General features: G+C 55.8%; 18 protein-coding genes and 1 pseudogene. 10 read left to right on the top strand and 9 right to left on the bottom strand.

Annotated features, from left to right (window positions below):
- Window positions 1–156 (top strand): annotated as a pseudogene (locus NH14_RS27945) (IS256 family transposase); the annotation flags it as partial.
- 126 nt (window positions 157–282) lie between these two features.
- Here the strand turns inward: NH14_RS27945 and NH14_RS27940 are convergent.
- The 3 genes from NH14_RS27940 to NH14_RS27930 form a co-directional block, all read right to left on the bottom strand.
- Window positions 283–1,494, bottom strand: a complete 1,212-nt coding sequence (locus NH14_RS27940) for an MFS transporter (RefSeq protein WP_084225780.1) — start codon at window positions 1,492–1,494, stop codon at window positions 283–285.
- Window positions 1,495–1,646: 152 nt separating this feature from the next.
- Window positions 1,647–3,383 (bottom strand): thiamine pyrophosphate-binding protein, encoded by a 1,737-nt coding sequence (locus NH14_RS27935; protein ID WP_084225781.1) that lies wholly within the window; start codon window positions 3,381–3,383, stop codon window positions 1,647–1,649.
- A 32-nt stretch (window positions 3,384–3,415) separates the two neighbouring features.
- Window positions 3,416–4,441 (bottom strand): zinc-dependent alcohol dehydrogenase, encoded by a 1,026-nt coding sequence (locus tag NH14_RS27930; protein WP_035530669.1) that lies wholly within the window; start codon window positions 4,439–4,441, stop codon window positions 3,416–3,418.
- Window positions 4,442–4,607: 166 nt separating this feature from the next.
- Between NH14_RS27930 and NH14_RS27925 the strand changes: the two genes are divergently transcribed.
- Complete coding sequence (locus NH14_RS27925; RefSeq protein WP_052148325.1) at window positions 4,608–5,297, top strand: TetR/AcrR family transcriptional regulator; 690 nt, start codon at window positions 4,608–4,610, stop codon at window positions 5,295–5,297.
- Between the two features lie 45 nt (window positions 5,298–5,342).
- Here NH14_RS27925 and NH14_RS27920 read toward each other — a convergent pair whose 3' ends face one another.
- Window positions 5,343–5,891, bottom strand: coding sequence for a glutathione peroxidase (locus tag NH14_RS27920; RefSeq protein ID WP_084225782.1), 549 nt, complete (start codon window positions 5,889–5,891; stop codon window positions 5,343–5,345).
- 602 nt (window positions 5,892–6,493) lie between these two features.
- Between NH14_RS27920 and NH14_RS27915 the strand changes: the two genes are divergently transcribed.
- The 7 genes from NH14_RS27915 (at window position 6,494) to NH14_RS27885 (ending at window position 16,358) form a co-directional block, all read left to right on the top strand.
- Window positions 6,494–7,450 (top strand): WD40/YVTN/BNR-like repeat-containing protein, encoded by a 957-nt coding sequence (locus NH14_RS27915; RefSeq protein ID WP_035530673.1) that lies wholly within the window; start codon window positions 6,494–6,496, stop codon window positions 7,448–7,450.
- 11 nt (window positions 7,451–7,461) lie between these two features.
- A complete protein-coding gene (locus NH14_RS27910; protein ID WP_035530675.1) occupies window positions 7,462–9,849 on the top strand; it encodes an efflux RND transporter permease subunit in 2,388 nt (795 codons plus the stop codon).
- A 156-nt stretch (window positions 9,850–10,005) separates the two neighbouring features.
- A complete protein-coding gene (locus NH14_RS27905; protein ID WP_052148326.1) occupies window positions 10,006–11,628 on the top strand; it encodes a DUF1302 domain-containing protein in 1,623 nt (540 codons plus the stop codon).
- Window positions 11,629–11,661: 33 nt separating this feature from the next.
- Window positions 11,662–13,050 carry a DUF1329 domain-containing protein gene (locus NH14_RS27900; RefSeq protein WP_161790871.1) on the top strand — a complete coding sequence of 463 codons (1,389 nt, stop codon included), beginning with the start codon at window positions 11,662–11,664 and terminating at the stop codon, window positions 13,048–13,050.
- Between the two features lie 406 nt (window positions 13,051–13,456).
- Window positions 13,457–14,245, top strand: coding sequence for an SDR family NAD(P)-dependent oxidoreductase (locus tag NH14_RS27895; RefSeq protein ID WP_035530679.1), 789 nt, complete (start codon window positions 13,457–13,459; stop codon window positions 14,243–14,245).
- A 224-nt stretch (window positions 14,246–14,469) separates the two neighbouring features.
- Window positions 14,470–15,072, top strand: a complete 603-nt coding sequence (locus NH14_RS27890; protein ID WP_052148328.1) for a lytic transglycosylase domain-containing protein — start codon at window positions 14,470–14,472, stop codon at window positions 15,070–15,072.
- Between the two features lie 98 nt (window positions 15,073–15,170).
- Window positions 15,171–16,358: an acetyl-CoA C-acyltransferase family protein gene (locus NH14_RS27885; protein WP_035530681.1), complete on the top strand. Its 1,188-nt coding sequence runs from the start codon at window positions 15,171–15,173 to the stop codon at window positions 16,356–16,358.
- A gap of 196 nt (window positions 16,359–16,554) precedes the next feature.
- Here NH14_RS27885 and NH14_RS27880 read toward each other — a convergent pair whose 3' ends face one another.
- On the bottom strand, window positions 16,555–17,304 hold the full coding sequence (locus tag NH14_RS27880) for an SDR family NAD(P)-dependent oxidoreductase (RefSeq protein ID WP_035530683.1): 750 nt from the start codon (window positions 17,302–17,304) through the stop codon (window positions 16,555–16,557).
- Window positions 17,305–17,343: 39 nt separating this feature from the next.
- The gene (locus tag NH14_RS27875) at window positions 17,344–18,210 is read right to left on the bottom strand and encodes a phytanoyl-CoA dioxygenase family protein (RefSeq protein ID WP_052148329.1); all 867 of its coding nucleotides are present in this window, start codon (window positions 18,208–18,210) and stop codon (window positions 17,344–17,346) included.
- A gap of 162 nt (window positions 18,211–18,372) precedes the next feature.
- Here NH14_RS27875 and NH14_RS27870 point away from each other — a divergent pair, with 162 nt between their 5' ends.
- The gene (locus NH14_RS27870; protein ID WP_152617231.1) at window positions 18,373–19,362 is read left to right on the top strand and encodes a helix-turn-helix domain-containing protein; all 990 of its coding nucleotides are present in this window, start codon (window positions 18,373–18,375) and stop codon (window positions 19,360–19,362) included.
- 57 nt (window positions 19,363–19,419) lie between these two features.
- Here NH14_RS27870 and NH14_RS27865 read toward each other — a convergent pair whose 3' ends face one another.
- From NH14_RS27865 to NH14_RS27855, 3 genes are all read right to left on the bottom strand, one after another.
- Window positions 19,420–20,142 carry a TetR family transcriptional regulator gene (locus tag NH14_RS27865; RefSeq protein WP_168727162.1) on the bottom strand — a complete coding sequence of 241 codons (723 nt, stop codon included), beginning with the start codon at window positions 20,140–20,142 and terminating at the stop codon, window positions 19,420–19,422.
- A gap of 379 nt (window positions 20,143–20,521) precedes the next feature.
- Window positions 20,522–21,460 (bottom strand): electron transfer flavoprotein subunit alpha/FixB family protein, encoded by a 939-nt coding sequence (locus NH14_RS27860; protein WP_035530853.1) that lies wholly within the window; start codon window positions 21,458–21,460, stop codon window positions 20,522–20,524.
- 23 nt (window positions 21,461–21,483) lie between these two features.
- Window positions 21,484–22,233 (bottom strand): electron transfer flavoprotein subunit beta/FixA family protein, encoded by a 750-nt coding sequence (locus NH14_RS27855; RefSeq protein WP_035530686.1) that lies wholly within the window; start codon window positions 22,231–22,233, stop codon window positions 21,484–21,486.
- Between the last annotated feature and the right edge of the window lie 356 nt (window positions 22,234–22,589).

The raw sequence follows: 22,589 nt of genomic DNA, 5'->3' as shown, positions 1-22,589 counted from the left end.
GGCCACTTCCCGAATGACGAGGCAGCCATCAAGCTGCTCTGGCTGGCGCTACGCAATGTCCTGGCAAAGTCCGTTCGTGCCGCCTTCGACTGGAAGTCGGCGATGAACCAGTTTGCTATCCTGTTTGGCGACCGATTCACGCAGGCGCGCGGGTAACGATTCCTTTAACCGCCTCGCCCACAAAAATGCGGACAGGTTCGGGGGCGTAAAGATTTGCCCGCATCGGCAAGATAAAGCTACTTATCGCTATAGCTCGGTAGGACTCAGTGAGAGTCGAACTCCCTAGCACGCACCTCGGCGCGAGCCTGCGGCCGCCTTGATCAGCGCCGCTACGCCGATAGCGCCGCCCGTTACACTAAAAAGACCGTGAACGCCGATTGCATCTCGTATTGGCATCGTCATGAATGGGCTCACGAAGTCGCCCAGATAGATTGCCGTGTAGAAAAGACCCATCGCGCGCCCCCGTACCTCTGGTGCAGCTTTGCGCAGCAAAAGTGACGCCGCATACGGCATGAATAGGCCAAACCCGATGCCGGTTACGACTGCGCCGGCGGAGGTCCACACGACACCCGGTCTCATGCCGATTGCTAGCAATCCTGCTGACCACAAAACCAATGCAATGATTGATGCAAAACCATGTCCAATCTTCGAGCCGAGGATGCTAAACGCCCACGATCCTGCCGCAGTGCCGATAGCGCTACCAGCGAGAACTCTGGAGATGATCGCAACACTCGTTACACCATCAACCGTAAGAAGGAAGCCGAGCTGAACGCTGGGCATGAAGGACGCGCAGAAGATTAGCGTGTAGAGAAAATACAACGGCCAAAGTCCCAGCAACAACTGTGAGGACGGAGCGTCAGTAGATTTCCTCGGCGCCTTAGTCAATCTCAATGGCATCGCGGCCACCGCCATGCCGAGAACAATCGCCGCACCGAGATACAAAGCAAAATTGGCTTTTATCCCGAAACCCTCAGCGATTTCCCCAGCGAGCAATACTCCAACGATACCAAACAGGCTGCCGACTGCGCCTTGGTAGCCCAGGATCTTGGCACGTTCACCCTCTTCAAATTCAGCGCCCAGGACAGCCATCGAGGCGGTGGCCACAGCCACGGCACCGAGCCCTGCGACAAAGCGGGCTGGAAGAAGGATATGTGGCTCTAGGGTGATCATCCCGATCCCACCGGCAACAATGTACGATGCCAGCCCATAGGTCATTACGCGTCTCGGCCCGAATCGCTCTACGAGCCAACCGGTCAGAGGACCTCCGAGCATGATGCCGGCGCTCGGAACGGTGAGCAGTAGCTGTGCTATCCAGGCAGCTTTCGCATCACCCCCATATTCGTGCGCGAGCATGGGGAGGATAGGGGCGACACCGACAATAATGAGGCCCATTAGCGGACCGGAGCTTATGAGTACCGCAACCAGCATTGCACGCCGATAGCGGCTCAATTCAGCAATCGCATTTGGGCCGTGACCGGCAACATTATCGTTCATCTATCGGGTACTCCGAGTTGCTGATGGACTTGCTCCACACAGCGGGATGCTTGGCACCCCCCTTAGGAGCATGTTTACATACGAAAAACGGGCGATGCCCTCATCGATGTAAAGGAGCTAAAATCGTCCTTTACGTCGCGGCGTAGTGGCAATTATTCCGGATACGCGGTCTTGTCCGCGTGCCATTTGGTCCAGATGTGAGAATTCGGCATTTGGAACGCATTTGCATCACGATCTATCGCGATTTGCACCAAGGCAGGCTTTCCCGACTCAAACGCCCGGCGTATCGCGGGAGCTATTTGGTCAGTCGATTCGCAGAATTCTCCGTGTGCACCGAGCGTGCGGGCAAGATCGTCAAGTCGGACGAAATTGTGATCGACCTCGAAGGTTCGGCCGCAAACATGCATATAGTACGGCACCTCGAGCGACCAACCGGCATCGTATCCAACGACAATGACCATCGGAAGCTTGTATCGAACTGCGGTCTCTAGCTCCATCGCATAGAAGCCGAATGAGCCGTCTCCCGTCACCAGACAGACCGGCCTCCCTCTGGTTTGCTCCGCCAATGCGACGCCAATTGCGTACGGAACGCCGGTCCCCAAATTGCCTTGTTTGCCCGCTTTGATATATCCGCCAATGTCGTGATGCAGATAGTTCTGGAGCCAGATGCTGAAGGCGCCGCCGTCTCGTACGACGATGGTCTCGGCGGGGAGGACGGACTGAAGCTCAGCAATTGCGCGCCCAGGATGTATGGGCTTAGTGTCCGGGGCGTTGGCATTAAGCCCGCGATAGTAGTCCCTTCGCTGCTTACTCCAGTGATCGAGTTCAGGCGTTCGGTGAATGGTTCGTTTTTCAAGTGCTTGAACGAGGCGAGGCAGGATTGCACGCATATCGCCGGGCAACGCAACGTCGACAGGCCGATTCCGTCCGATGGTCGACGGGTCCAGATCGAGCTGGATCCACTTCTGCTCGCCGGCCTTGCCAAAATAGTTCGGAAAATTCTCTTGCTCACTGGTGTAAGCGTTCCCGCCATAAGCGAATTTTTCACCAATAGGAGACCCGATCACCAGAATTAGGTCAGCGTTGCGTGTGAGCGTGGCTCCCGGTTCGATTCCGTAGTCGAAGACTTGCGGATGCGTGTCGGGCAATACGCCACGAGCGCTGAATGTAAGAAGCGTTGGGCAACCGACCGTTTCGACCAGCTTCCTAAACACGGCTTGCGAAGCGGCATTTCGAATCCCTGCTCCACCGATGATAAGCGGGCGCTTCGCCTTTGCGAGAAGATCAGCAACCTTTTCGATCTCGGCATCACTGACCGTTTCGGTAAAACTCGCGGGACGATAGCGTTGTGGCGGAACTGGATTGGGAAACTCCCGTTGTTCGAGCAGGAGGTCAAACGGCAGACCGATGTAGACGGGACCGGGCGTGCCTTGCCGCAGCTGTCGGAATGCTTCCTGGAACAAGTCGTCGGCCTGTAGCGGATCTTCCAGGACCGCAGAAAACTTTGTGATCGGCTTTACTACATCACAATTGGGGGGGCACTGAAATTTTCCGCTTCGTGGCGAGTTTCTGGCGAGCGTACTACGTTCAGATCCAAGGTAGAGTATCGGAAGATTTTCCGACCATGAGTTCGCAATCGCTGGGTAGAGGTTCATTACCCCGGGGCCGCAGGCGCCACCGGCGACGGCAATTCCGCCAGTGAACGCGGCGTAGGCTTCGGCAATGTAGGCTGAAGCTGTCTCGTGGTGGCCTGCGATTAGCGGTACACCACGATCGTGAAGTGCATGATGGAGCTTGCCGAAAGTCACCTCCGGCAATGAGAAAAATTTGTCGACTCCTTCGGCGACCAATAGGTCAGCAATACGTTCACCTAATGATTGAAGCGGCATGATAGTTTCCTCGGTTTCTAAATTTCGTAGGGTCAGTCGATAGTGACCATTACTTTTATGGCTTCCGGTGAGCCTTGGACTTCGAAAGCTTCCGTGATGTGTTCGAGAGTTAGGCGATGGGAAATCAAACGCTTCCTATCAAGTTCGCCGGACGCCATCAGGTCTAACGCCTTCTCTAGATCGGCTGGAGAGTAGCCCATCGAACCGTAGATGGCGATTTCCTTGTGAATAACTGGCATGAAATCAATGGGAAATTTGTCCTCATAGGCGCCGAAGCACACAATTCTTCCGCCTTTAGGGCGCAGAAGGTGGAGGGCCTGCTGCAGTGGTGGTGGGCCATCCATATGTTTGAGGAACCCGGCGCAATCGATGACAGCCGCGACGTCAGGCGGATTCATGGGTGGGAATTCGGTCGGGACGGTTCCACAGATCTGACCGATTCGCGCAATGGGTTCGTCGACGCGCGGATTGACTACCGCCGTTGCGCCGACTTCGACTGCCATGGCAAGCCTCGAATCTGACACGTCGACCGCAATGATCTGCTTTGCGCGGACGTTCATCGCCTTGAGCGCCTGGATCACACCCAGCCCAATAATTCCCACGCCATAGACGACGACGTTTTCGCCGGGTTGTACGTTGGCCTTGCGTACCATTTGCAGCCCATCAGCCAGCGGTTCGGTCGTGGCTGCCTCGGCGAACGATACGGCGTCTGGTACACGCACGAGCTGAAAGGGATTCACGGGTACGCGCACGTATTCTGCGAAACCGCCGCCGCCCGTTACACCTACGACTCGCTCTCCGATATGCCAGTCAGTGATGTTGCTCCCTGTCCCTACGATCGTTCCGCTATATTCGTGGCCGGGCACTTCGTAGCCTTCGGGGCTGGTCCACAGTAGGCTTGGTCCGCGATGGGCATTGGTACGGTAGAGGTGGAGGTCGCTGCCGCAGATACCGCAAGCGGAGACTTTGACGATGACTTCGTTCGGGCCGGGTTCGGGCGCACGGAGGTCGGTGCGCATTTCCAGTTGTCCGGGGTCGTGAAAGACGGCTGCCTTCATGAGTGCGGAGTCCTTTTTTGAGGGCTGACAAACACCTGCGACGTTGCGACCGCTGCTGCCGTCACTGGTAACCTTAGGCGCGCCGACAGCAGATCCGGCTCGTGCACGGCTGAATTAATTTATGTATTATCGTAAATAGTTTCTAAATTTTCTTTCAGGGTTAACGATGCCTAAGAAGCTCACTAAAGAGACCGCGCAGACGGCCGTAGCGGGAGGTCCACGTCCTCGCGGTCGGCCGGCGACGCTTTCGCATCAGATCATCATCGACGCGACGCTCGAAGTCTTGCGCAACCGAAATACGGACGAGCTGGCGATGTCGGAGGTCGCGTCCATGCTGGGCGTCGCGACGATGTCGCTGTACAAGTATTTCCCGAATCGCGAAGGACTCTTGACGGCGGTTGCTGACTACGCGTTTTCCTTTCTTGAACTGCCGGGCGGCGGAGATTGGCGGGGCTACCTACACGCCTGGCTGTGGGCTGTGCAGAGGCACGCGGACGGGTATCCCGTTGTGCGGAAGGTAATGGCGTGGTCTGGGCGTGTGCCGAACGCCTGGGTACGCATTTGCGCGCCTGTGTTGGTCCTTCTAGAAAGCCAGGGGCTCAAAGGAAATGAGCTCGCGTTCGCCTACAACTGGTTTCTTTCGAGCGCGACTGGACTGATGATGGTGGAGTCCGTAGCCCCGAGCTACCGGAGTTCGCTTTCGATCAGTCAGTTAGAGGGGCTGTCAGCTGACGAGCAACGTGCGTATCTATCTGTGTTCCCTGTGCTGCAGAGCGACCGCGAGGCGATTCTCGAATTCGGGTTCGAGCAGATCATCAGCGGAATCGACGCACTTCTGTCACGCAGTTCGAAATGAAGTGCTCGTAGGCGGGCTTCAGGTGTCGTCGCGAGAGCGAAACAACTACAGTCTCTCGAGCTCTCTATCGAGGGCTACGATAAGGCGTGAATCATCTGCAGTCACATCAGGCGCAAAGCGTTCGACCACCGCACCGTCGCGAGAAATAAGAAATTTCTCAAAGTTCCAAAGAATGTCGTCCGGCCGACTCGGAGATATACCATAGCCCTCCAGCAACGACATGAATGGCCCTTCCCCCGTCCGCACCGGGCGCAACGCCGTTAGTTCCGCATAGAGCGGATGGCGATTCGGACCCACGACAGATATCTTGGAGAAAATCGGGAAGCTGACACCATAATTCGTAGTGCAGAATTCAAAGATCTCTTGGTTCGTGCCAGGCTCTTGCTCCTTAAAGTCATTGGCGGGAAACGCAAGTACCTCAAATCCCTGGGACTTCTTCAGTCTATAGAGGGTCTCCAAAGCGCTGTATTGGGGCGTTAAACCACAGCGCGACGCGACATTCACCAATAGCAGAACCTTCCCTCGGTACGCGGCGAGGGTAGTATGCGAACCACCCATGGTAGTGAATGAGATGTCATGAAGTGCGGTTGCCACGAGTTTCCCTCACGTTTGTCCGCCACAAAGAACTGTGAGTGTCTCACATTGGCACAAGCTCAACGGACTAGTGGATTCGAGCGTATCGATGACGATGCTTGTGCGCATCGTCTACTTGGACTACATCGAGGGTGCGATCAGCTGCGCTCCACACCTCGCGCTGCGGCGCGAACTGAACGTTCGACCGAATCGCGGATCAATGCCGCAGCGCGAGGCTGCGAGCAATACGCATAGTCCAAGTGGACTAGTTTCACCGCTGGTCTCTCGCACACAAGAGTGGCGCAAGTCACCTCTCGCCGATAACGTCCAAGTCAACTTTTACACATTGGCTTACCAAAGCGTCTGCATATGGTGAATGCGTAGTCTTATTGGACGATGACCGTGCGAATAAAGGCGGCGACCATTTCGACCAGCCCCAGATCGTTCCGCTCTTCTGCGCTGCGATCTGATTCGATGAGCGGCAAGACGCGATGTCTGGAGACGACTCGCATATCAAAAGCCGATGATTTAGCGATCAAATCGACAGACCGGCTACCACTCGGTGAGGGGTAGTAATAGCGGCACAGCGTCGCTATGCGACGTTGACATTATACGGAGGAGACATGCAGAAGCTGGTAGGGATTGCGATCTCGGCGATTGTCGTGGCCGCAGCGGTGTTTGCGTTTTCGCATCGTCCCGCACCTTCGTTTCCGGAAAGCCGGATTGGCCCGGCCGGTCTCATCATGACGGGAATCGACCTCGCTGGATCGCGGCAGGTGGCAGTCGGAGACCTCGGCCATATCTTCATAAGCGATGACGGTGGGAAAAGTTGGAGCGACGCGGTGGTCACGCCTCAACACCATTCCGCGCTCACGCAAGTCAAATTCGTAGACCAACAGCTCGGATATGCTGTGGGGCAAGACCGGACGATCCTGAAGACAGTCGATGGCGGACTTCATTGGCGTACCGTCAACTATGCAGCGAACGATCCCGAACCGCTGTTCGACGTGACCTCCCCGGAGAAAGGCAAGGTGCTTGCGATAGGCAGCTTTGGTGCCTTCCTCGTCTCGACAGACGGCGGAGAGACTTGGCAGAAGAAGGATGCCGGTCTCGCGGATGCGCACCTCTATGCGATCGCGGGATCGGGAGAAAAACTAACCATTGCCGGCGAACAGGGATTGGTGGCGACGTCCACGGACGGTGGCGAACACTGGCAAAAGAAGCCGTCTTTCTATGACGGTACTTTTTTTGGTGCCATGCAGCTTTCCAACAATGATTGGCTAGTTTATGGAATGCGTGGCCACGTCTACGTCTCACATGACGACGGACAGTCGTGGAAGCAAGCCAATACTGCGGTTAATGTGGCGTTCTTCGGAGGTACCGTTCTTCGAAGTGGTGAAATTGTGCTAGTAGGTCAGGGCGGCGCGGTGATCGAGTCAACGGATGGCGGATCGACCTTCAGGACATTGCAAGCTGGAGGCCGAACCAGCTTCACCCAAGTGCGAGAGGGAGCACCGCAGCAACTTACGCTTGCCGGAGAGAGCGGTCTGATGGTTGAGTCGTTGAGCAGTCTTCAGTAGGAACTTCCAATATGAAATCCAATACGCCGAAAATCGTGACGCGATGTGCGGATCTGTTGATCTCCAGTCGTCGCGTGCTACTGGTTATCTTTCTTGCCGTTACGGCAGCGCTTATTGCGAGCTCGCTGAGGATCAAGTTGGACCCGGGGTTTTATAAAATGATCCCGCTTGAGCATCCGTACATGAAGACGTTCCTCAAATACGCGGACGTATTCCCAGGCGGAAATCGCATTCTGGTCAATTTGCGATGGAATGGTTCAGGTGATATTTACAATAACGAATTCTTGCATGCATTGAGAGGTGCCACGGATGAAGTGTTCTTCATCCCCGGCGTTGACCGGCCGCGCGTGACGTCGCTCTTTACGCCGAACGTTCGATTCATTGAAGTGACGGAGAAAGGCTTTTATGGGGACGTTGTTGTTCCCGCTAAGTTCAGCGGCCAACCCGAAGAGCTGGCAACCGTACGCCGGAACACCGCAAGATCCGGCGAGATCGGACGACTCGTGCAGAACGACCTTAAGGGGGCGATGATTCGTAGCGACCTCCAGGAGATCGACCCCCAGACGGGGAAAAAGGTTGACTATATTGCCGTTGCTAAGAAACTAGAGAAAATCAGGAGGGAGTTCACGACAAAGGACCTAAGCGTCCAGATCAGCGGCTTCCCAACTCTCATTGGTGACATTGTCAACGGACTTATGGGTGTCATCCTCTTTTTTGGATGTGCATTTGTAATTACTGGTGCGTTGCTCTTTGCCTATTGTCGGTCACTTAAGATGACCATGTTGGCATTGACTATCGCGATCTTGCCTGTTACGTGGCTGCTGGGCCTGTTGCCCCTTCTGGGCTACGGCATAGATCCGTTGTCCATTCTTGTTCCGTTCCTGATCTTTTCCATCGGAGTCTCGCACGCAGTCCAGATGACGAATGCATGGAAGCAGGAGGTCGTGAGAGGACTGAGCCCGATGTGGGCCTCGCACGCGGCATTCACAAAGCTCTTCATACCTGGTAGCGTCGCGCTTCTCACGAACGCGTTGGGCTTTATGGTGATCATGAGAATCGATATCCCGAGCGTCCGTGAACTTGGAGTAACGGCGTGTCTGGGCGTTCTGCTGATGATCCTGACCAACAAGTTATTGTTGCCTGTGCTTCTTTCGTACATGACGCTAGAAGCCTCTGCCCATAGGGCGCAGCGCGCAGCTGATTCGGATCGTCATCCCCTTTGGTGGCGACTGTCCGCTGCGGCTCAGCGGCCTGTAGCACTTGCCGTGTTTGCTGCGATGCTTGTTTTGCTGGTTGGCGGCGTATCAGAGTCCAGAAAATTGACCATTGGCGACATCGGAAGCGGCGCGCCGGAGTTTCGTGAAAACGCACAATATAACCGGGACAATGCAGCAATCATAAGCAGCTATCACACCGGCATTGACGTGCTTAGTGTGATTGCTGAAACCCGAGGCTATAGCGACGACGCCTGCCTGAAATACCCAGTGATGCACGCGATAGATCAGTTTGAGAGCCAAATGCGCGGCGTATATGGTGTTCGGTCAGTCGTCAGCGTACCCGACCTCGCCAAGACTGCAATTGCAGCGAACAATGAAGGAAACCCGCGTTGGGCAGCTCTGCCTCGATCAAGCCGGGGTCTCAGTCAGGGTGCGGACGGCTGGAATCCCGACCTCGGATTCAACACGGATGGTTGTACAGCCGTTCAGGTCTTGATTTACACGAAGGACCATCAAGGGGCGACGATCGATCACATCGTATCGGAGATCAAGCGCTTCGCCGAAGAGAACAATTCCGAAAATATCAATTTCCGTCTCGCTGCTGGAAACGTTGGAGTAATCGCCGCGACAAACGAGGCTGTAAAAGCGGCCGAAGTTACGATGCTGCTCTCCATTTTCGGGGCGATCAGCCTGTTGTGCTTCGTGACCTTCAGGTCTTGGCGCGCCGTACTTTGCATAATCGTGCCGCTCATAATTGTTTCGATTCTCTGCAACGCTTTGATGGCGATGCTCGGCATCGGTCTTAAGGTTGCAACCTTGCCGGTCATTGCTTTGGGCGTGGGCGTAGGTGTCGACTACGGAATCTATCTGTTTGAGCGCGTACAGCACCACATGCACTACGAGGGTCACTCGTTTCACGATGCTTTCTACGAAGCGATGTGTCAACGTGGTACGGCTGCTGTTTTCACTGCGATAACGATGGCGTTCGGTGTCGGAACGTGGGCGTTTTCTTCACTGAAATTTCAGTCCGATATGGGCATCCTGTTGGCATTCATGTTCCTGGTAAATTTGCTGGGTGCCGTGCTCCTTCTTCCAGCATTGGCCGTTTGGCTCGGCGTTGGTGAGGAGCGAAAGGGACGGCGTGCAAGCGCGGAATACGCTCAGGTCGGGGAGTCATCGTGATTCTCTAGGTTTGAGCGCCTAGGTGGAGACACCTAGTCCGATAGGTCGATGCGCGGATAAGTTCGGAGTACGAATCTATTCATAACGCTACTAGAACTATTCATGTGGCGGATTTTAAGTTCTCTAATAAAAGTAAATATTATTGCTGGAGCGGAGATGATGCTGGAGGAGAAACACTCGAAGAAGTACCGCGCGCTCGCATCCGACGCGGGAATAGCATCGAAGCTACGTCCGCTTGCGGTCGTCGGTATGATGCTAGCGAGCACGGGAGCTCACGCTTGGAGCTATGACTTCGCCGATGGGACGTCGATCGACTATCGCTTGACGGCGACCTACGGTGCCGGGATGCGTATTACCGGCGCTGCAGATGCGCTGGTCAACGGACCAATCGGCCCGAATGGCTTGCCAGGGCAGATCAACGCAGACGACGGAGATAGAAATTTCAGAAAATGGGGCTTGATCAACAATCGCCTGAGCACTCTGTTTGAGGCAAATCTCAAACATGGCGATTTCGGCTTCAATTTTAGCGCTGATGCATTTTACGATCAGGTCTATCGCAGTAGAAATGACAATAACTCTCCGGGAACAGTAAATAAAACTGGACCGTTTGACCAATTCACGGATGCCGCGAGTTATTTCAACGGCTTGCGTGCCAGATTTCTGAACGCGTATGCGTACGGCGGCTGGAGATTGGGAGACGCGCAACGAATCGATTTCCGCCTGGGTAATCAGGTGGTTGCCTGGGGTGAAAGTATGTTCTTCTCGGGCGTGGCCAGCGCTCAAGGCCCCGCCGATGCGACCAAGGCTAACGTTCCCGGTGCCGAGGTAAAGGACATTCTTTTGCCAGTACCGCAGCTTTCGCTGCAATTGCAGGCGACACCGAGACTCAGCTTCCAAGGGTACTATCAGTTCAACTACAAGGAAAACGAGCTGTCTCCTGTTGGTTCGTACTTTTCGACCACAGATATTCTTGGGCCTGGAGCCGAGTTTTTGTTTGCCGCACCCGGGGTAACGCTACCTCTTCTTGGGGAAATTCGTCCGCGCAACTCTGGTCAGGGCGGTATCGGGATGCACTACCTCCTGACGCAGAAGACGGACCTCGGTCTTTACTGGTTGAATTACGATGACAAGAATCCAAATGTTGTAGTTCAGACCACGCCGACACCTGGGTATTACGTAAAGTACTTCTCCAACATCAAGATGGCGGCGGCGAGCATTTCGACGCGTCTTGGCGACAACCAGGTTTCTAGCGAAATTAGCTATCGACAGGGCGCGGCCATCTTGGTCAACACGCCGGCTGGTGCGAGCGCGACACGTGGCGACGCTCTCCAGGTTTTGGTCTCGGGTATTCGCACTTTTGGTCACAATTGGCTTGCCGACGAAATCGCCATCGCGGGGGAAATCGGTTACGTTCACGCGACGCACGTCGATCCGTACGCGATGGGCGGTGCTAACTACTCGGATTTGTACAATAGCCGCGATTCTGCCGCCTATGCGCTAACGGCCACCTTGTCGTACCCGAACGTGTTTAACGGTTGGGATCTCTCTGTACCTATCACATGGCAGCACGCCCTCGCCGGGAATTCTTCGATTGCTGGCGCGTTTGGCTCGCTATATGGGGTCGGCGACAAGTTGCTCAGTGTCGGGGCTAACTTCACCTATCTCAACAACCTTGAGGTTGGTATGGCGGTCAACCTGTATCTCTCATCCGCCAATGCTAGAACACATCCGCTAGCAGATCGCGATTATCTGACACTGCACGCGAAGTATACGTTTTGACGTGGTATGAACCCGGAAAGTAAGGAGGCGTCTGTGAGTCCGTTTAACATGAAGGGAGCGGTGATTAGCTGCTCAATCGCGCTGTTTAGCGTATGTTCAATTCAATCAGCATTCGCGAAGGTTGAGCCGAGCGAGGCGGCTGAGTTGGGAGCAAGTTTGACCTGTCTTGGCGCACAAAAGGCAGCCAGCAAAGACGGAAAGATTCCTGCGTTCGGTGGTCAGTGGAAGGGGGTACCGCCGGGCGTCACGTACAACGGTCCGGGCTCGCCGCTTCCCAATCCGTACGCGAATGAGAAGCCTACAATAGTAATTACTGCGGCTAATATGGACCAGTACGCAGATCATCTGTCGGACGGCCTGAAGGATTTGCTGAAAAAGTATCCCGATACGATGAAAGTCCCTGTGTACGCGACGCACCGCGATTTCGCTTATCCGTCATGGTTCTGTGAGAACGCGAAGCAAAACGCGCTGAATTCCGAGCTCGCCAATGACGGTGAGGGCATTGTCGCGACGACGGGAACGGTACCTTTTCCAATTCCGAAGTCGGGTCTTGAGCTTTACTGGAATATGAATAATCCATGGGGACCTTGGACGAGATCCGATACCATCGACCAAGCCGTGGTCTATTCAAACGGTAATATCGTCTGGGGGCGTGCGCAAGAAAAATGTTTGGTTCCGCGTACTGATCCTAAGCAGCGTGTGTCGACTGTTGGCGGCGTAAACGCGTACTGCTACGGTGAAACAGACAAACCGGAGCGCGACCAAGGAACGGCGATTGTTTCCACGGACTACTTCAATTACGTGACTCAACCGCGTGACGCCTATCAGTACAGTCCGGGAACGCGCCGAGTCCGCCAGCTCCCTTCATTTGGCTTTGACATGCCGCAAGGACCGGGTGGGTTCCGCACGGTAGACGATGATCAGTTGTTTAATGGGTCCCCGGAGCGCTACAACTGGAAAATCGTCGGCAAGAAGGCGCTCTACATCCCTTACAACAACTACCTGATCAGCGATCCGAAAATGAAGTATGACGATCTGCTGAAAACTCGGGGCGTGCCGAATCCGGATTATATGCGCTACGAATTGCATCGAGTCTGGGTACTCGAGGCGACGCTGAAGCAGGGGTACCGCCATCAATATGCCAAGCGAGTCCTCTATATCGATGAGGACAACTGGACCGCAGTGATGTCTGACGAATATGACAACCGTGGCAGCTTGTGGCGCGTTGCGATGGTTAATTGGGTAAACGCGTTCATCAACAATAAGAACCTGGCGTCTGCGCAGATTTATATGGATCTTCAAGCAGGCTCTTATTTGGTTGACGGACTCTTTGCGCAGCAGCGGAAGGCACCGATCATTGATCAAGGCGGCATGACCGCCGACATGTTCACTCCCGACGCGCTTCGCCGCATGGGACAGTAATACTTAGGCAATAGAGTTCACCTCGAACTCTCGCTGGCGACATTAGGGCGGATAGCATCGTAGGATGGTGTCCGCCCTGAGAAGTAGATACCCGTAACGCCGCACGGTTGTACAGCAAGAACTTTAGGGAGCGGGTTCCCCGAGGTCCGCGTCTGCAACGTTCCTTGCGACGCCAACTGGGTGTAAGCATGCATGCCCCATTCACATTTCGTCGAAGCCTTGGCACCGGCGCCCTTGCTAGCTCCTTCCCCAGCTTTACCACTGCTATTGCCGCTTGTCGATAGCGGCCTCTGAACCGTTCCGACAACTTATTTCAATAGCGGCGTCAGATAAGAAGAAGAGGCAACATAGGTGTCGATCCCTCGAACGGTTGGCAGCGATAAAACAGCGATACAGGAGAGATCAGTTGAGTCAAGAGAAGCGTTATGCATTGCCGTCAACGGGCGTGATTGTCACCGGCGCGGCATCGGGGATTGGTTTAGCTACGGCTCGAGAACTTGCGGCGGCCGGGAGGTCTGTAGCGCTGTGGGACATAAATCATGACGAGGTCAAGAGGAACGCGCAGGCCATCACTGAAGAGTACGGTGTGGCGACTGCCGGAGTGTGCCTCGATCTCCGCAAGCCGGAGGAAATAGAGGAGGCTGCCGCTGTTACGCGTCGGCAGATTGGCGAGATTGGTGGTCTTGTGCACTCCGCCGGCACCGTTGCAGCGACGGGGCTAGAGGGCGTCACGGTGGAAAACTGGGACGCCGGGCTCAACGTACACCTTCGACCGCTAGTGCTAATTACGCAGGCGATTCTCACTGACCTCAAGCGAAACGACGGGTCGGCGATCGTTGCGATATCGTCGATGAACGCGACACTCGGGAATGGTTTGATCCCAATCTACACTGCCGCGAAGGGTGGTGTCCTGTCATTGGTGAGATCGATGGCGGATGAACTCGGGCGCGATGGGATCCGCGTGAATTCGGTTTCGCCCGGGATGATCGATACGCCGATGCTGTCGGGTGGTGGCGGTGCAAGTGTGCCAGAGTCACTTGCGGAAAAGTGGCGCGAACGGATTTTGCTTGGGCGCCTCGGTTCCGCCGACGAGGTGGCGCGCGTGGTTCGCTTTTTGATGTCAGACGAGGCGAGTTATATCACCGCAGCTGAGATCGTCGTGGACGGCGGAAATATATCGTCGCAGAGGTTTTAGAGTTCAATCGTTTTGAGAAGGTGAAGTTCTGGACTAGCGCAGGAAATTCTTTTGGCCTGGTGTCCGATCACTGGCCCATCCCAGCTCGTGGGGACAAAAGATCACGAGCGCCGACCAATCCGCCGTCGAAACGTAAGGTCGAACGCAACGTAGCCGAATTGGTGTGCATTCTCAATCCAGAGAGTGTATTTGGTGTTCGTTATTGATTGTCAGGAACGTAGATCATGTTTGCGATATTGAGCGGAGATTTTATTTTTTGGCCACGCGTTCATGCGTACCGCGTCCGGCGCATTGTCTTCGCAGCGGCGATTTTGATCTTGGGTTCGCTAACGGGACAGTGTTACAGCGCCGATTCGCCCTTTTGGCCGACACCAATTCAAACGGTTGACGAGCCGCGAGGGGGAGCACTCACTGCAGACGAAATCGCAAGTGTGGTGAGCGAGCGTTTCCATATAGGACTGCCCGATGCGTTGGATATTAGTTATGCGGTTCTCAACGCAGCCAGACGCTACACAATGTCGCCGTTGTTATTGCTTGCGGTGATAGCGGTCGAATCTAGTTTTGATCGGTTCGCAGTCAGTGTGGTTGGTGCCAGGGGACTCATGCAAGTGCTTCCGTCTCAGCATAGAGACCGCGTCCTTCGCAGTTCCGATTTGACTGACGCACGTACGAACGTCCGTATCGGATCTGCAATTCTACAAGATTACATTCGAGCGTCAGATGGCAACCTCGAAGACGCATTATATCGCTATAGCGGGGGCGCTAAGGGCTATGCGCGGCGCGTAGTTGATCACATGAGCATGATGAAAGCGGAATTCGGTTTGTAGGTTCCGTTGCTTGAATTAGCTGGTAATGTCCAAGAATCTCGGGCTGGCCATTAACCTGTAGTTAAGTGAAGGGGTAGTCCGCGAACCATGGAGGTGTGTTGGCGCAGCGTGAAGTTGTTGTTTTGGGCGTGGCTCGATCGGCGATCGGCACGTTCGGTGGCGCTTTGAAAGATGTTCCTATGCGTCAACTCGGGACGGCCGTCGTGCGCGCTTCTCTTGTGCGATCCGGTGTCGCAGCGGATGATATAGGGCACGTTGTTGTGGGAAACGTCGTTCCCACCGAACCAGCTGATGCCTACCTAAGTCGTGTCGTTGCAGTCGACTCAGGTATCCCGGAGAAGGCACCAGCCTTCAATGTAAACCGCCTGTGTGGAGCAGACCTACAAGCAATCATTTCGGCGTCGCAGACTATCCTGCTTGGTGACACGGATTTCGCAATTGGCGGCGGTGCAGAGTCGATGAGTCTCGGCACATACCTTGTCCCGGCGGCGCGCTGGGGGCAGCGCATGGGAGATGCAGCGCTCATCGATTACATGAGCGGGATTCTTCATGATCCGTGGCGGCGCGTTCATATGGGTGTCACAGCAGAGAACGTGGCAGAGCGCTTTCAGATCTCGCGGGAAATGCAGGACGAGTTGGCGCTGAAGAGCCAGCAGCGCGCGTCACGTGCGGTAGCCGATGGGTTGTTCAAGGATGAAATTGTCCCGATCGAGATTGAAACGCGAAAGGGTAAGGTTGTTTTTGACACCGACGAGCACGTGAGAGCAGACGTTACCCTGGATGCTCTATCTCGAATGAAGCCGGTCTTCAAGCGCGACGGTGGAACGGTAACGGCAGGCAACGCTTCAGGTATTAACGATGGGGCGGCGGCTGTCGTACTTGGAGATATGCAACGTGCGACGGAGCAAGGATTGATGCCGCTTGCGCGCTTGGTGGGCTACGCACACGTCGGGGTCTCTCCAGAGTATATGGGTGTCGGCCCTGTTGCATCTACCCGGCCATTAATGGAACGGACGGGGCTGAAACTTGCCGACATCGAAGTCGTCGAGGCGGATGAGGCGTTTGCTGCACAGGCGTGCGCCGTCATGCAACAACTTGACCTCGATCCGGAGAGGGTCAACATGCATGGATCAGGTATCTCGCTGGGTTATTCGGTAGGGGCCACGGGCGCAATTCTCGTGGTCGAGGCAGTCTCGGAACTCCAGCGTACGGGTGCGCGATATGCGCTTGTGACTATGTGTATCGGGGGCGGGCAGGGAATTTCTGCTGTCTTCGAACGACTTTGAACTCAACCTAAGCTGTCGTCAGTATCAGTGCATTGGTTGTCTTCGGATGACATAAAGCGACGTACGGGAAACCCTGGTGAGGCACTCGCCCGCATTCTCCTTTCTCCATCGGTGACGTCTCGCGCAATCGAGGAAGGTACTATGAATGCGGGCGATATCTCGGGTGCGCAACTGAAGATGCACCGTTGTCGGCGGGTCAGATGCCGAGGGGTCTGCCAGCAACAGCACCGCCATCTACGACCAGTGCATGTCCGACCACATAAGAAGCGGCGTCGGACGCGAGGAAGAGTACGCCTTCGGCCATTTCTGTGAGGTCACCGGGGCGTCCGATAGGTTGCAGCCTGTCCAGCCGTTTGATCGTTTCAGCGGGCAGTCCGTCTGTCATGCCCGTAAGCATCACTCCGGGACATATGCAGTTCACACGGACACCCGATGGCGCCAACTCGACCGCTGTCGCTTGGGTGAGGGTAACCACCGCTGCTTTTGTCGCGCAGTATGCCGCGATTTCGGCAGTTGGGAGAACCCCACCAATAGACGCAGTATTGATAATCACGCCTTGCCCCTTTGGCGTCATTACCCGTGCGGCCGCACGGACACCGTAGAAGACTCCAGCGAGGTTGACGCTGACCAGCTGGTCAAAGTCTTCGTTGCTCATCTCGGACACGGGCGCGGCAGGCCCACGGACGCCAGCGTTGTTAAACATCACATCGAGCGTGCCGTATTCTTTGACGGCGACGTCTACGAGATGGTCAACGGCGCCCGAGTCACGCACATCCGTCTCGACAAAGATGCCGCCGATGTCTTCGGCAAACCGGTGTCCGGCAGGACCTTGTACATCGGCTACCACAATTTTTGCACCTTCCAGAGCGAATCGGGTTGCAGTTGCCTTGCCCAACCCTGACGCGCCCCCCGTTACGATTACCACTTTGTTCGCAAATCTGCTCATTGATGGCCTCTCCCAAAGGGGGTCTGCGCACGCGCGCGATTAGCGACGCGAATCTCGCTCGGTGCGGAGGTACTTCTGCATATCGACGCTGCCGTCGTTCCAATTGCGATTACCCCACCATTGATTTCGACCGAGCAGGTCCTCCATGACAGGGCCGTACTTTGCGATCAGACCTTCGCTATCGGGACCGTAGTCTTCCAGCGGTCGATAGGCAAGACGACAGTACGTGGCGTGAAGCATGACGCGCTCACCTTCGCGCGTGCGGGGATAATTTGCGTGCCAAAGGCGACCATCCCACATGCCTACAGAACCTCGCGGACTGACGAGCGGGACCGCGCCTTCCGAGGCTTGTACTTCGTCGGGATTCGGATGGCGCATCTTCCGGTGTGACCCCGGCACGACCTTGGTTGCACCGGAAGCCTCGTCGAGCGTGTCGTCGCAATACCAGCACGCGGTCATCAGCGCATTGTGCTCAGGGAACGGCGCCGGCAACCAAGACTGATCGCAATGCAGGCCCATCGCATTTGCTCCCTCGTATCGTACGCTGCCGCTTACCTGACTTATTTGTGCGCCGCGCCCACACATATACTCGATCATCGTCAGGATCTTCGGATTGATCGTTGCCTCCGCAATGGTCGAGTCTCGGGTAAGGAGCATATCGCTGGAAATGCCTTTACGGGTCATCCCGAAGTATTGGCCTTTGTCTTCGAGACAACAGTTCATGATTGCACTACGCAGACTCGCGAAGAAGTCCGACGAGGCGACATCTTTCACGACCGTGTAGCCGTGCTCCTCCATGTCCCTAATATTTTGTTCGAGGCCGTATTCGCGAATCCGCGTGGCGAGCTCAGGCGAAACAGCAAACATCGGCAGTGATTCGTGGTCTTTGAGGTTCAATACTTGCATGGCAGTGTCTCCTATGTATGCCTTAGAATTAAGTCGTGTCGACGGTAAAAAGGACGGTATCTTTTCCGGACGATACGGACTAAATGTAGCCTGCGGATCGTAACCCAATCGTTACACAGACGATCACGGATAGCTACCGCGATGATCACTTGAGGACCTACGATGGGTGTGCGAGAGAAGGGCAGGATGGAGGAGGTGCAGCACGCGCTGAGAACCCGCTTGCTTACGGAGTTTCGCAAAAGTGGTCTATTCGTAGGGAGCAACCCACGAACTGAATTCGCGGATCTCTATCGGTCGGTTGCGGATCATCTCTGCGAACAGGTCTCGCGCGACAACGGCTATCCGCCTATGACGAAGCAGGAAGTGGACATGATGTGCCGGTGCACAATAACTTGCCAGACGCTTGAGCAAGCAATTTTCTGTGCACGGGACTTCTGCTTAATGCTTCAACCACGTGCAGCGGGGCTTTGCCTTGAGGTTAGCGCCGATGTAGCGACGTTTAGCATGAAGACGGTCCGCCGGCAGAGTTCGTCCGCCGGATGCCTTCTTGATCTAACCGGACTCCTTTGCTTCATGCATTTGTTTGGGTGGCTGATTGGACGCCCTCTTCGTCCGAAAAGCGTATTCCTGGCACATCCACGCAGAGACGATGCCGGGCCGTTTGTTGGACTTTTCGGCGCCTTTGTTCAATTTGGCGCGTTCGCGTCGGGATTCACTTTTGATGCCGCTTTGCTTAGCCGTCGCGTGGTTCGCCAGCCCGTCGAACTCGGGAAATTTTTGGAGGATTTGCCGTTCGGATTGGTTACTCGGTCATCCGGTAGCAGCTCGGTGACCGAAAAGATTACTGGCGCGATCGAGGCTTCGATATCGAATGGCGACCCGTTGCCCGGTCTAGCGGAGCTAGCCGTGATGTTCGATATGAGTTCTGTGACTCTGCGTCGGAGGCTGGCAAGCGAAGGAACGAGCTATAACGAATTGCGAAGCCGTTGCCTCGGAGAAGCCGCAAAGCACTATCTAAGGAATACGAAGTGGACGATTGACGAGATATCAGGACGGCTTGGATTCAGTAGCGCGGCAGCTTTTCGACGCGCCTTTGCTTGTTGGGGTAACTGCTCGCCGACCGAGTACCGCCGAACCTTCGAGGCGGAGTAGTGCGGATGGTGTGCCAACTTGTAGCGCGGGCTGGAGTACGCAGCTCGCAGAGGCGCATCAACCGCACAAAGCGGTGTGCGATAACGACGCTCCGTCGGGGTGGAGGAGTGCCTTGCTACACGAAATCATGTCGAACAACGCCGAGACGGTCCGCTCCAGATTCGGCTCTGTAGGGAACGCTCTGGGTAATGCGACCAGCGAACGGAGCAGTCCGATGAATATGTGTTGCAGCATTGACGCGGCGAAATCGATATCGAACTTCTCAGGCAACTTGCCGATTTTTCGAGCACGCTCCAGAGTAAGTCTCATATCAGAGAAGATTTGCGATATCTGGGCGAGGTGGGATATATCGATGCACTCCTGTCGTTCCATTGGTGCAGGCTGGTTCCACAGCAATGCGAGTACGCGACGAACTCGTTCATTGCTTGCTACGAGACGCACGCATTCCACAAGCGATTCACGAAATTCAAGGAGTGGGTCCGAGCTATTGTGAATTTCGAATTTTTGAATCAGTGCTGCGAGTGGTGATAGCGAACGCTCAAGTATGGCTCGGAATAGTTCACTTTTGTTCTTGAAATGTGTGTATACACCGCCACGTGTGACTCCAGCATCTTGTGCAATTTGTGTGAGCGTGGTGTAGGCAAAACCAAATTCGGAAAATCGTCGCTCGGCGCTGTCGAGGACTTTATTCCGCGTTTTCAGGGATTCTTGTTTTGATTTTCGCGGCATTTGGTTTTGCCCATTCTGTAGTCGAGCTTGCGCGATCTCCGTACGACGCATGCATGCATTTGTCGCTGGGCTATCTATTTGACGTAGTGGTACGTCGGGAAAGAAACGCGTCGGCGCCGTGCATTGAACTATATTGCATTGAGGCGCGGCGCCCAGCCGGAGGGAATACGCACCACGAGCCGTCGTCATGGCGAAAGAAGACGACGGAAAATGCGCCAGTGATACGCTGCGTCTCGACACAAACGTAACGCCACTGTTTCGTCCGGCTATGGCTAAAGCGCGTGATTCTGCGATTGCTTGAGCTAGCGTCGCCTAACCACTTGTCAACGAGCACCCTTAGTGACCTTTCCCGGTTCGTCATTTCAATCTCCTGATCGAACGTGATATCGAAAGTCAAAAATTCACGTGGCTCCTTGCAGAAGCTTCTGGACTACAAGTCGACAGTCCCCGCAAGCTCGGGTACAACATTGAACAAATCGCCCACGAGGCCGTAATCGGCCACGCTGAAGATCGGTGCTTCTTCGTCCTTGTTGATCGCGACGATGACCTTCGAGTCCTTCATGCCGGCCAGATGCTGGATCGCGCCCGAGATGCCGACGGCCACGTACAGTTGTGGTGCGACGATCTTGCCTGTCTGGCCGACCTGGTAGTCGTTCGGCACGTAGCCGGCGTCGACTGCCGCGCGCGATGCGCCGAGTGCTGCGTTGAGCTTGTCGGCGAGCGGCTCCAGAACCTTCGTGTAGTTCTCGCCGCTGCCGAGACCTCGACCACCCGAGACGATGATCTTCGCGCTCGTGAGTTCCGGACGGTCGAGCTTCGTGACTTTACGGCCAACGAACTGCGTGAGACCGCTGTCGGCTGCCGCTTCGAGCTTCTCGACCGCTGCGCCGCCGCCTTCGGCCGCAACCGCATCGAATGCCGTCGTACGAACGGTGATGACTTTGATCGGGTCGACCGATTGCACCGTCGCGATCGCGTTGCCCGCGTAGATCGGACGCTCGAACGTGTCCGGCGAACCCACAGCGGTGATGTCGCTGATCTGCGCGACGTCGAGCTTCGCTGCGATACGCGGCGTGACGTTCTTGCCCGCTGCCGTGGCCGGAGCCAGAATGTGCGAGTAGTTCTTTGCAATGCTCAGGACCGTCGCCTCGACGTTCTCGGCAAGGCCTTGTTGGAGTTGCGGCGCATCGGCCAGCATCACCTTCGCAACGCCTGCGATCTTCGCGGCTGCGTCCGCAGCCGCTTGTGCATTGTGGCCCGCGACCAGCACGTGCACATCGCCACCGATTTTCTGTGCTGCGGCGACGGTGTTCAGCGTCGCGGCCTTGATCGAGTGATTGTCGTGTTCAGCTATTACCAGATTCACCAGATTCGTCATTTTCGTCTCGCTCCTTACAGCACCTTGGCTTCCGTCTTCAGCTTCTCGACCAGCGTCTTCACGTCCGGCACCTTCACCCCTGCGCTACGCTTGGGCGGCTCGGCAACCTTCAGCGTCTTCAGACGCGGCGTGACATCGACACCGAGGTCCTCGGGCTTGAGCGTCTCCAGCGGCTTCTTCTTCGCCTTCATGATGTTCGGCAGCGTGACGTAGCGCGGCTCGTTCAGGCGCAGGTCCGTCGTGACCACGGCGGGCAGTGTCAGCGACAGCGTTTCGGCGCCGCCATCGACTTCACGCGCGACCGTGGCCTTGCCGTCGGCGACCGTGAGCTTCGAAGCGAACGTCGCTTGCGGCAGGTTCGCCAGCGCGGCGAGCATCTGGCCGGTCTGGTTCGAATCGTCGTCGATGGCCTGCTTGCCGAGGATCACGAGCTGCGGCTGCTCCTTGTCGACGAGCGCCTTGAGCAGCTTCGCGACAGCCAGCGGCTGCAGGTCTTCGTTCGATTCGATGAGGATCGCGCGGTCCGCGCCGATCGCGAGCGCCGTGCGCAGCGTTTCCTGCGCCTGCGCGACACCGGCCGAAACGGCGATGACTTCCGTCGCCACGCCCGCTTCCTTCAGACGCACCGCCTCTTCCACGGCGATTTCGTCGAACGGGTTCATCGACATCTTCACGTTCGCGATGTCTACGTCGGTACGGTCAGATTTAACTCCAACTTTGACGTTCGCATCGACTACCCGCTTTACTGCGACGATTACCTTCACTTCTACTCCTTCGTATTCGAGTTTCGCTTGGAGAGCTGCTCTGCTCGTCGGCGGTGGTTATTGCGAGTGAGCGCTCGTGCGCATTTGATACTTGATTTTTGCACCGACCGATCTTCGTCAAACGGTCCACGTATAGCCAGCGCTGCACGCATTAGTTCGCCTGGTCAGCGCGAATCGTGCTGCCGACAGCGCCAGGTCGAAGCCAACGCTTCGTTCAACCGGGGTCGAACTGCTAATGCACCATTTTCGATTTGAGTCTAGCTTTGCGGCGACCGCTCCGCATCGTCCTGACGGACTAGCTTAAAAAGCTACGCGCACCGATACACGAGGAGAATCCAGGGTCACTAATTGGCATA

The sequence above is a fragment of the Paraburkholderia sacchari genome (assembly GCF_000785435.2).
Lineage (GTDB): Bacteria > Pseudomonadota > Gammaproteobacteria > Burkholderiales > Burkholderiaceae > Paraburkholderia > Paraburkholderia sacchari.
The sequence above is the reverse complement of the archived record's forward strand: the minus strand, read 5'-3'. Positions and strand labels throughout refer to the sequence as shown.

Excerpts from the sequence above, each read along its gene's own strand:
- NH14_RS27880 (WP_035530683.1), bottom strand. The coding sequence starts at position 17,304 with ATGAGCAGATTTGCGAACAAAGTGGTAATCGTAACGGGGGGCGCGTCA.
- NH14_RS27925 (WP_052148325.1), top strand. The coding sequence starts at position 4,608 with ATGCCTAAGAAGCTCACTAAAGAGACCGCGCAGACGGCCGTAGCGGGA.
- NH14_RS27915 (WP_035530673.1), top strand. The coding sequence starts at position 6,494 with ATGCAGAAGCTGGTAGGGATTGCGATCTCGGCGATTGTCGTGGCCGCA.
- NH14_RS27935 (WP_084225781.1), bottom strand. The coding sequence starts at position 3,383 with ATGCCGCTTCAATCATTAGGTGAACGTATTGCTGACCTATTGGTCGCC.
- NH14_RS27870 (WP_152617231.1), top strand. The coding sequence starts at position 18,373 with ATGGGTGTGCGAGAGAAGGGCAGGATGGAGGAGGTGCAGCACGCGCTG.
- NH14_RS27940 (WP_084225780.1), bottom strand. The coding sequence starts at position 1,494 with ATGAACGATAATGTTGCCGGTCACGGCCCAAATGCGATTGCTGAATTG.
- NH14_RS27905 (WP_052148326.1), top strand. The coding sequence starts at position 10,006 with ATGATGCTGGAGGAGAAACACTCGAAGAAGTACCGCGCGCTCGCATCC.
- NH14_RS27865 (WP_168727162.1), bottom strand. The coding sequence starts at position 20,142 with ATGCGTCGTACGGAGATCGCGCAAGCTCGACTACAGAATGGGCAAAAC.
- NH14_RS27890 (WP_052148328.1), top strand. The coding sequence starts at position 14,470 with ATGTTTGCGATATTGAGCGGAGATTTTATTTTTTGGCCACGCGTTCAT.
- NH14_RS27910 (WP_035530675.1), top strand. The coding sequence starts at position 7,462 with ATGAAATCCAATACGCCGAAAATCGTGACGCGATGTGCGGATCTGTTG.
- NH14_RS27930 (WP_035530669.1), bottom strand. The coding sequence starts at position 4,441 with ATGAAGGCAGCCGTCTTTCACGACCCCGGACAACTGGAAATGCGCACC.
- NH14_RS27875 (WP_052148329.1), bottom strand. The coding sequence starts at position 18,210 with ATGCAAGTATTGAACCTCAAAGACCACGAATCACTGCCGATGTTTGCT.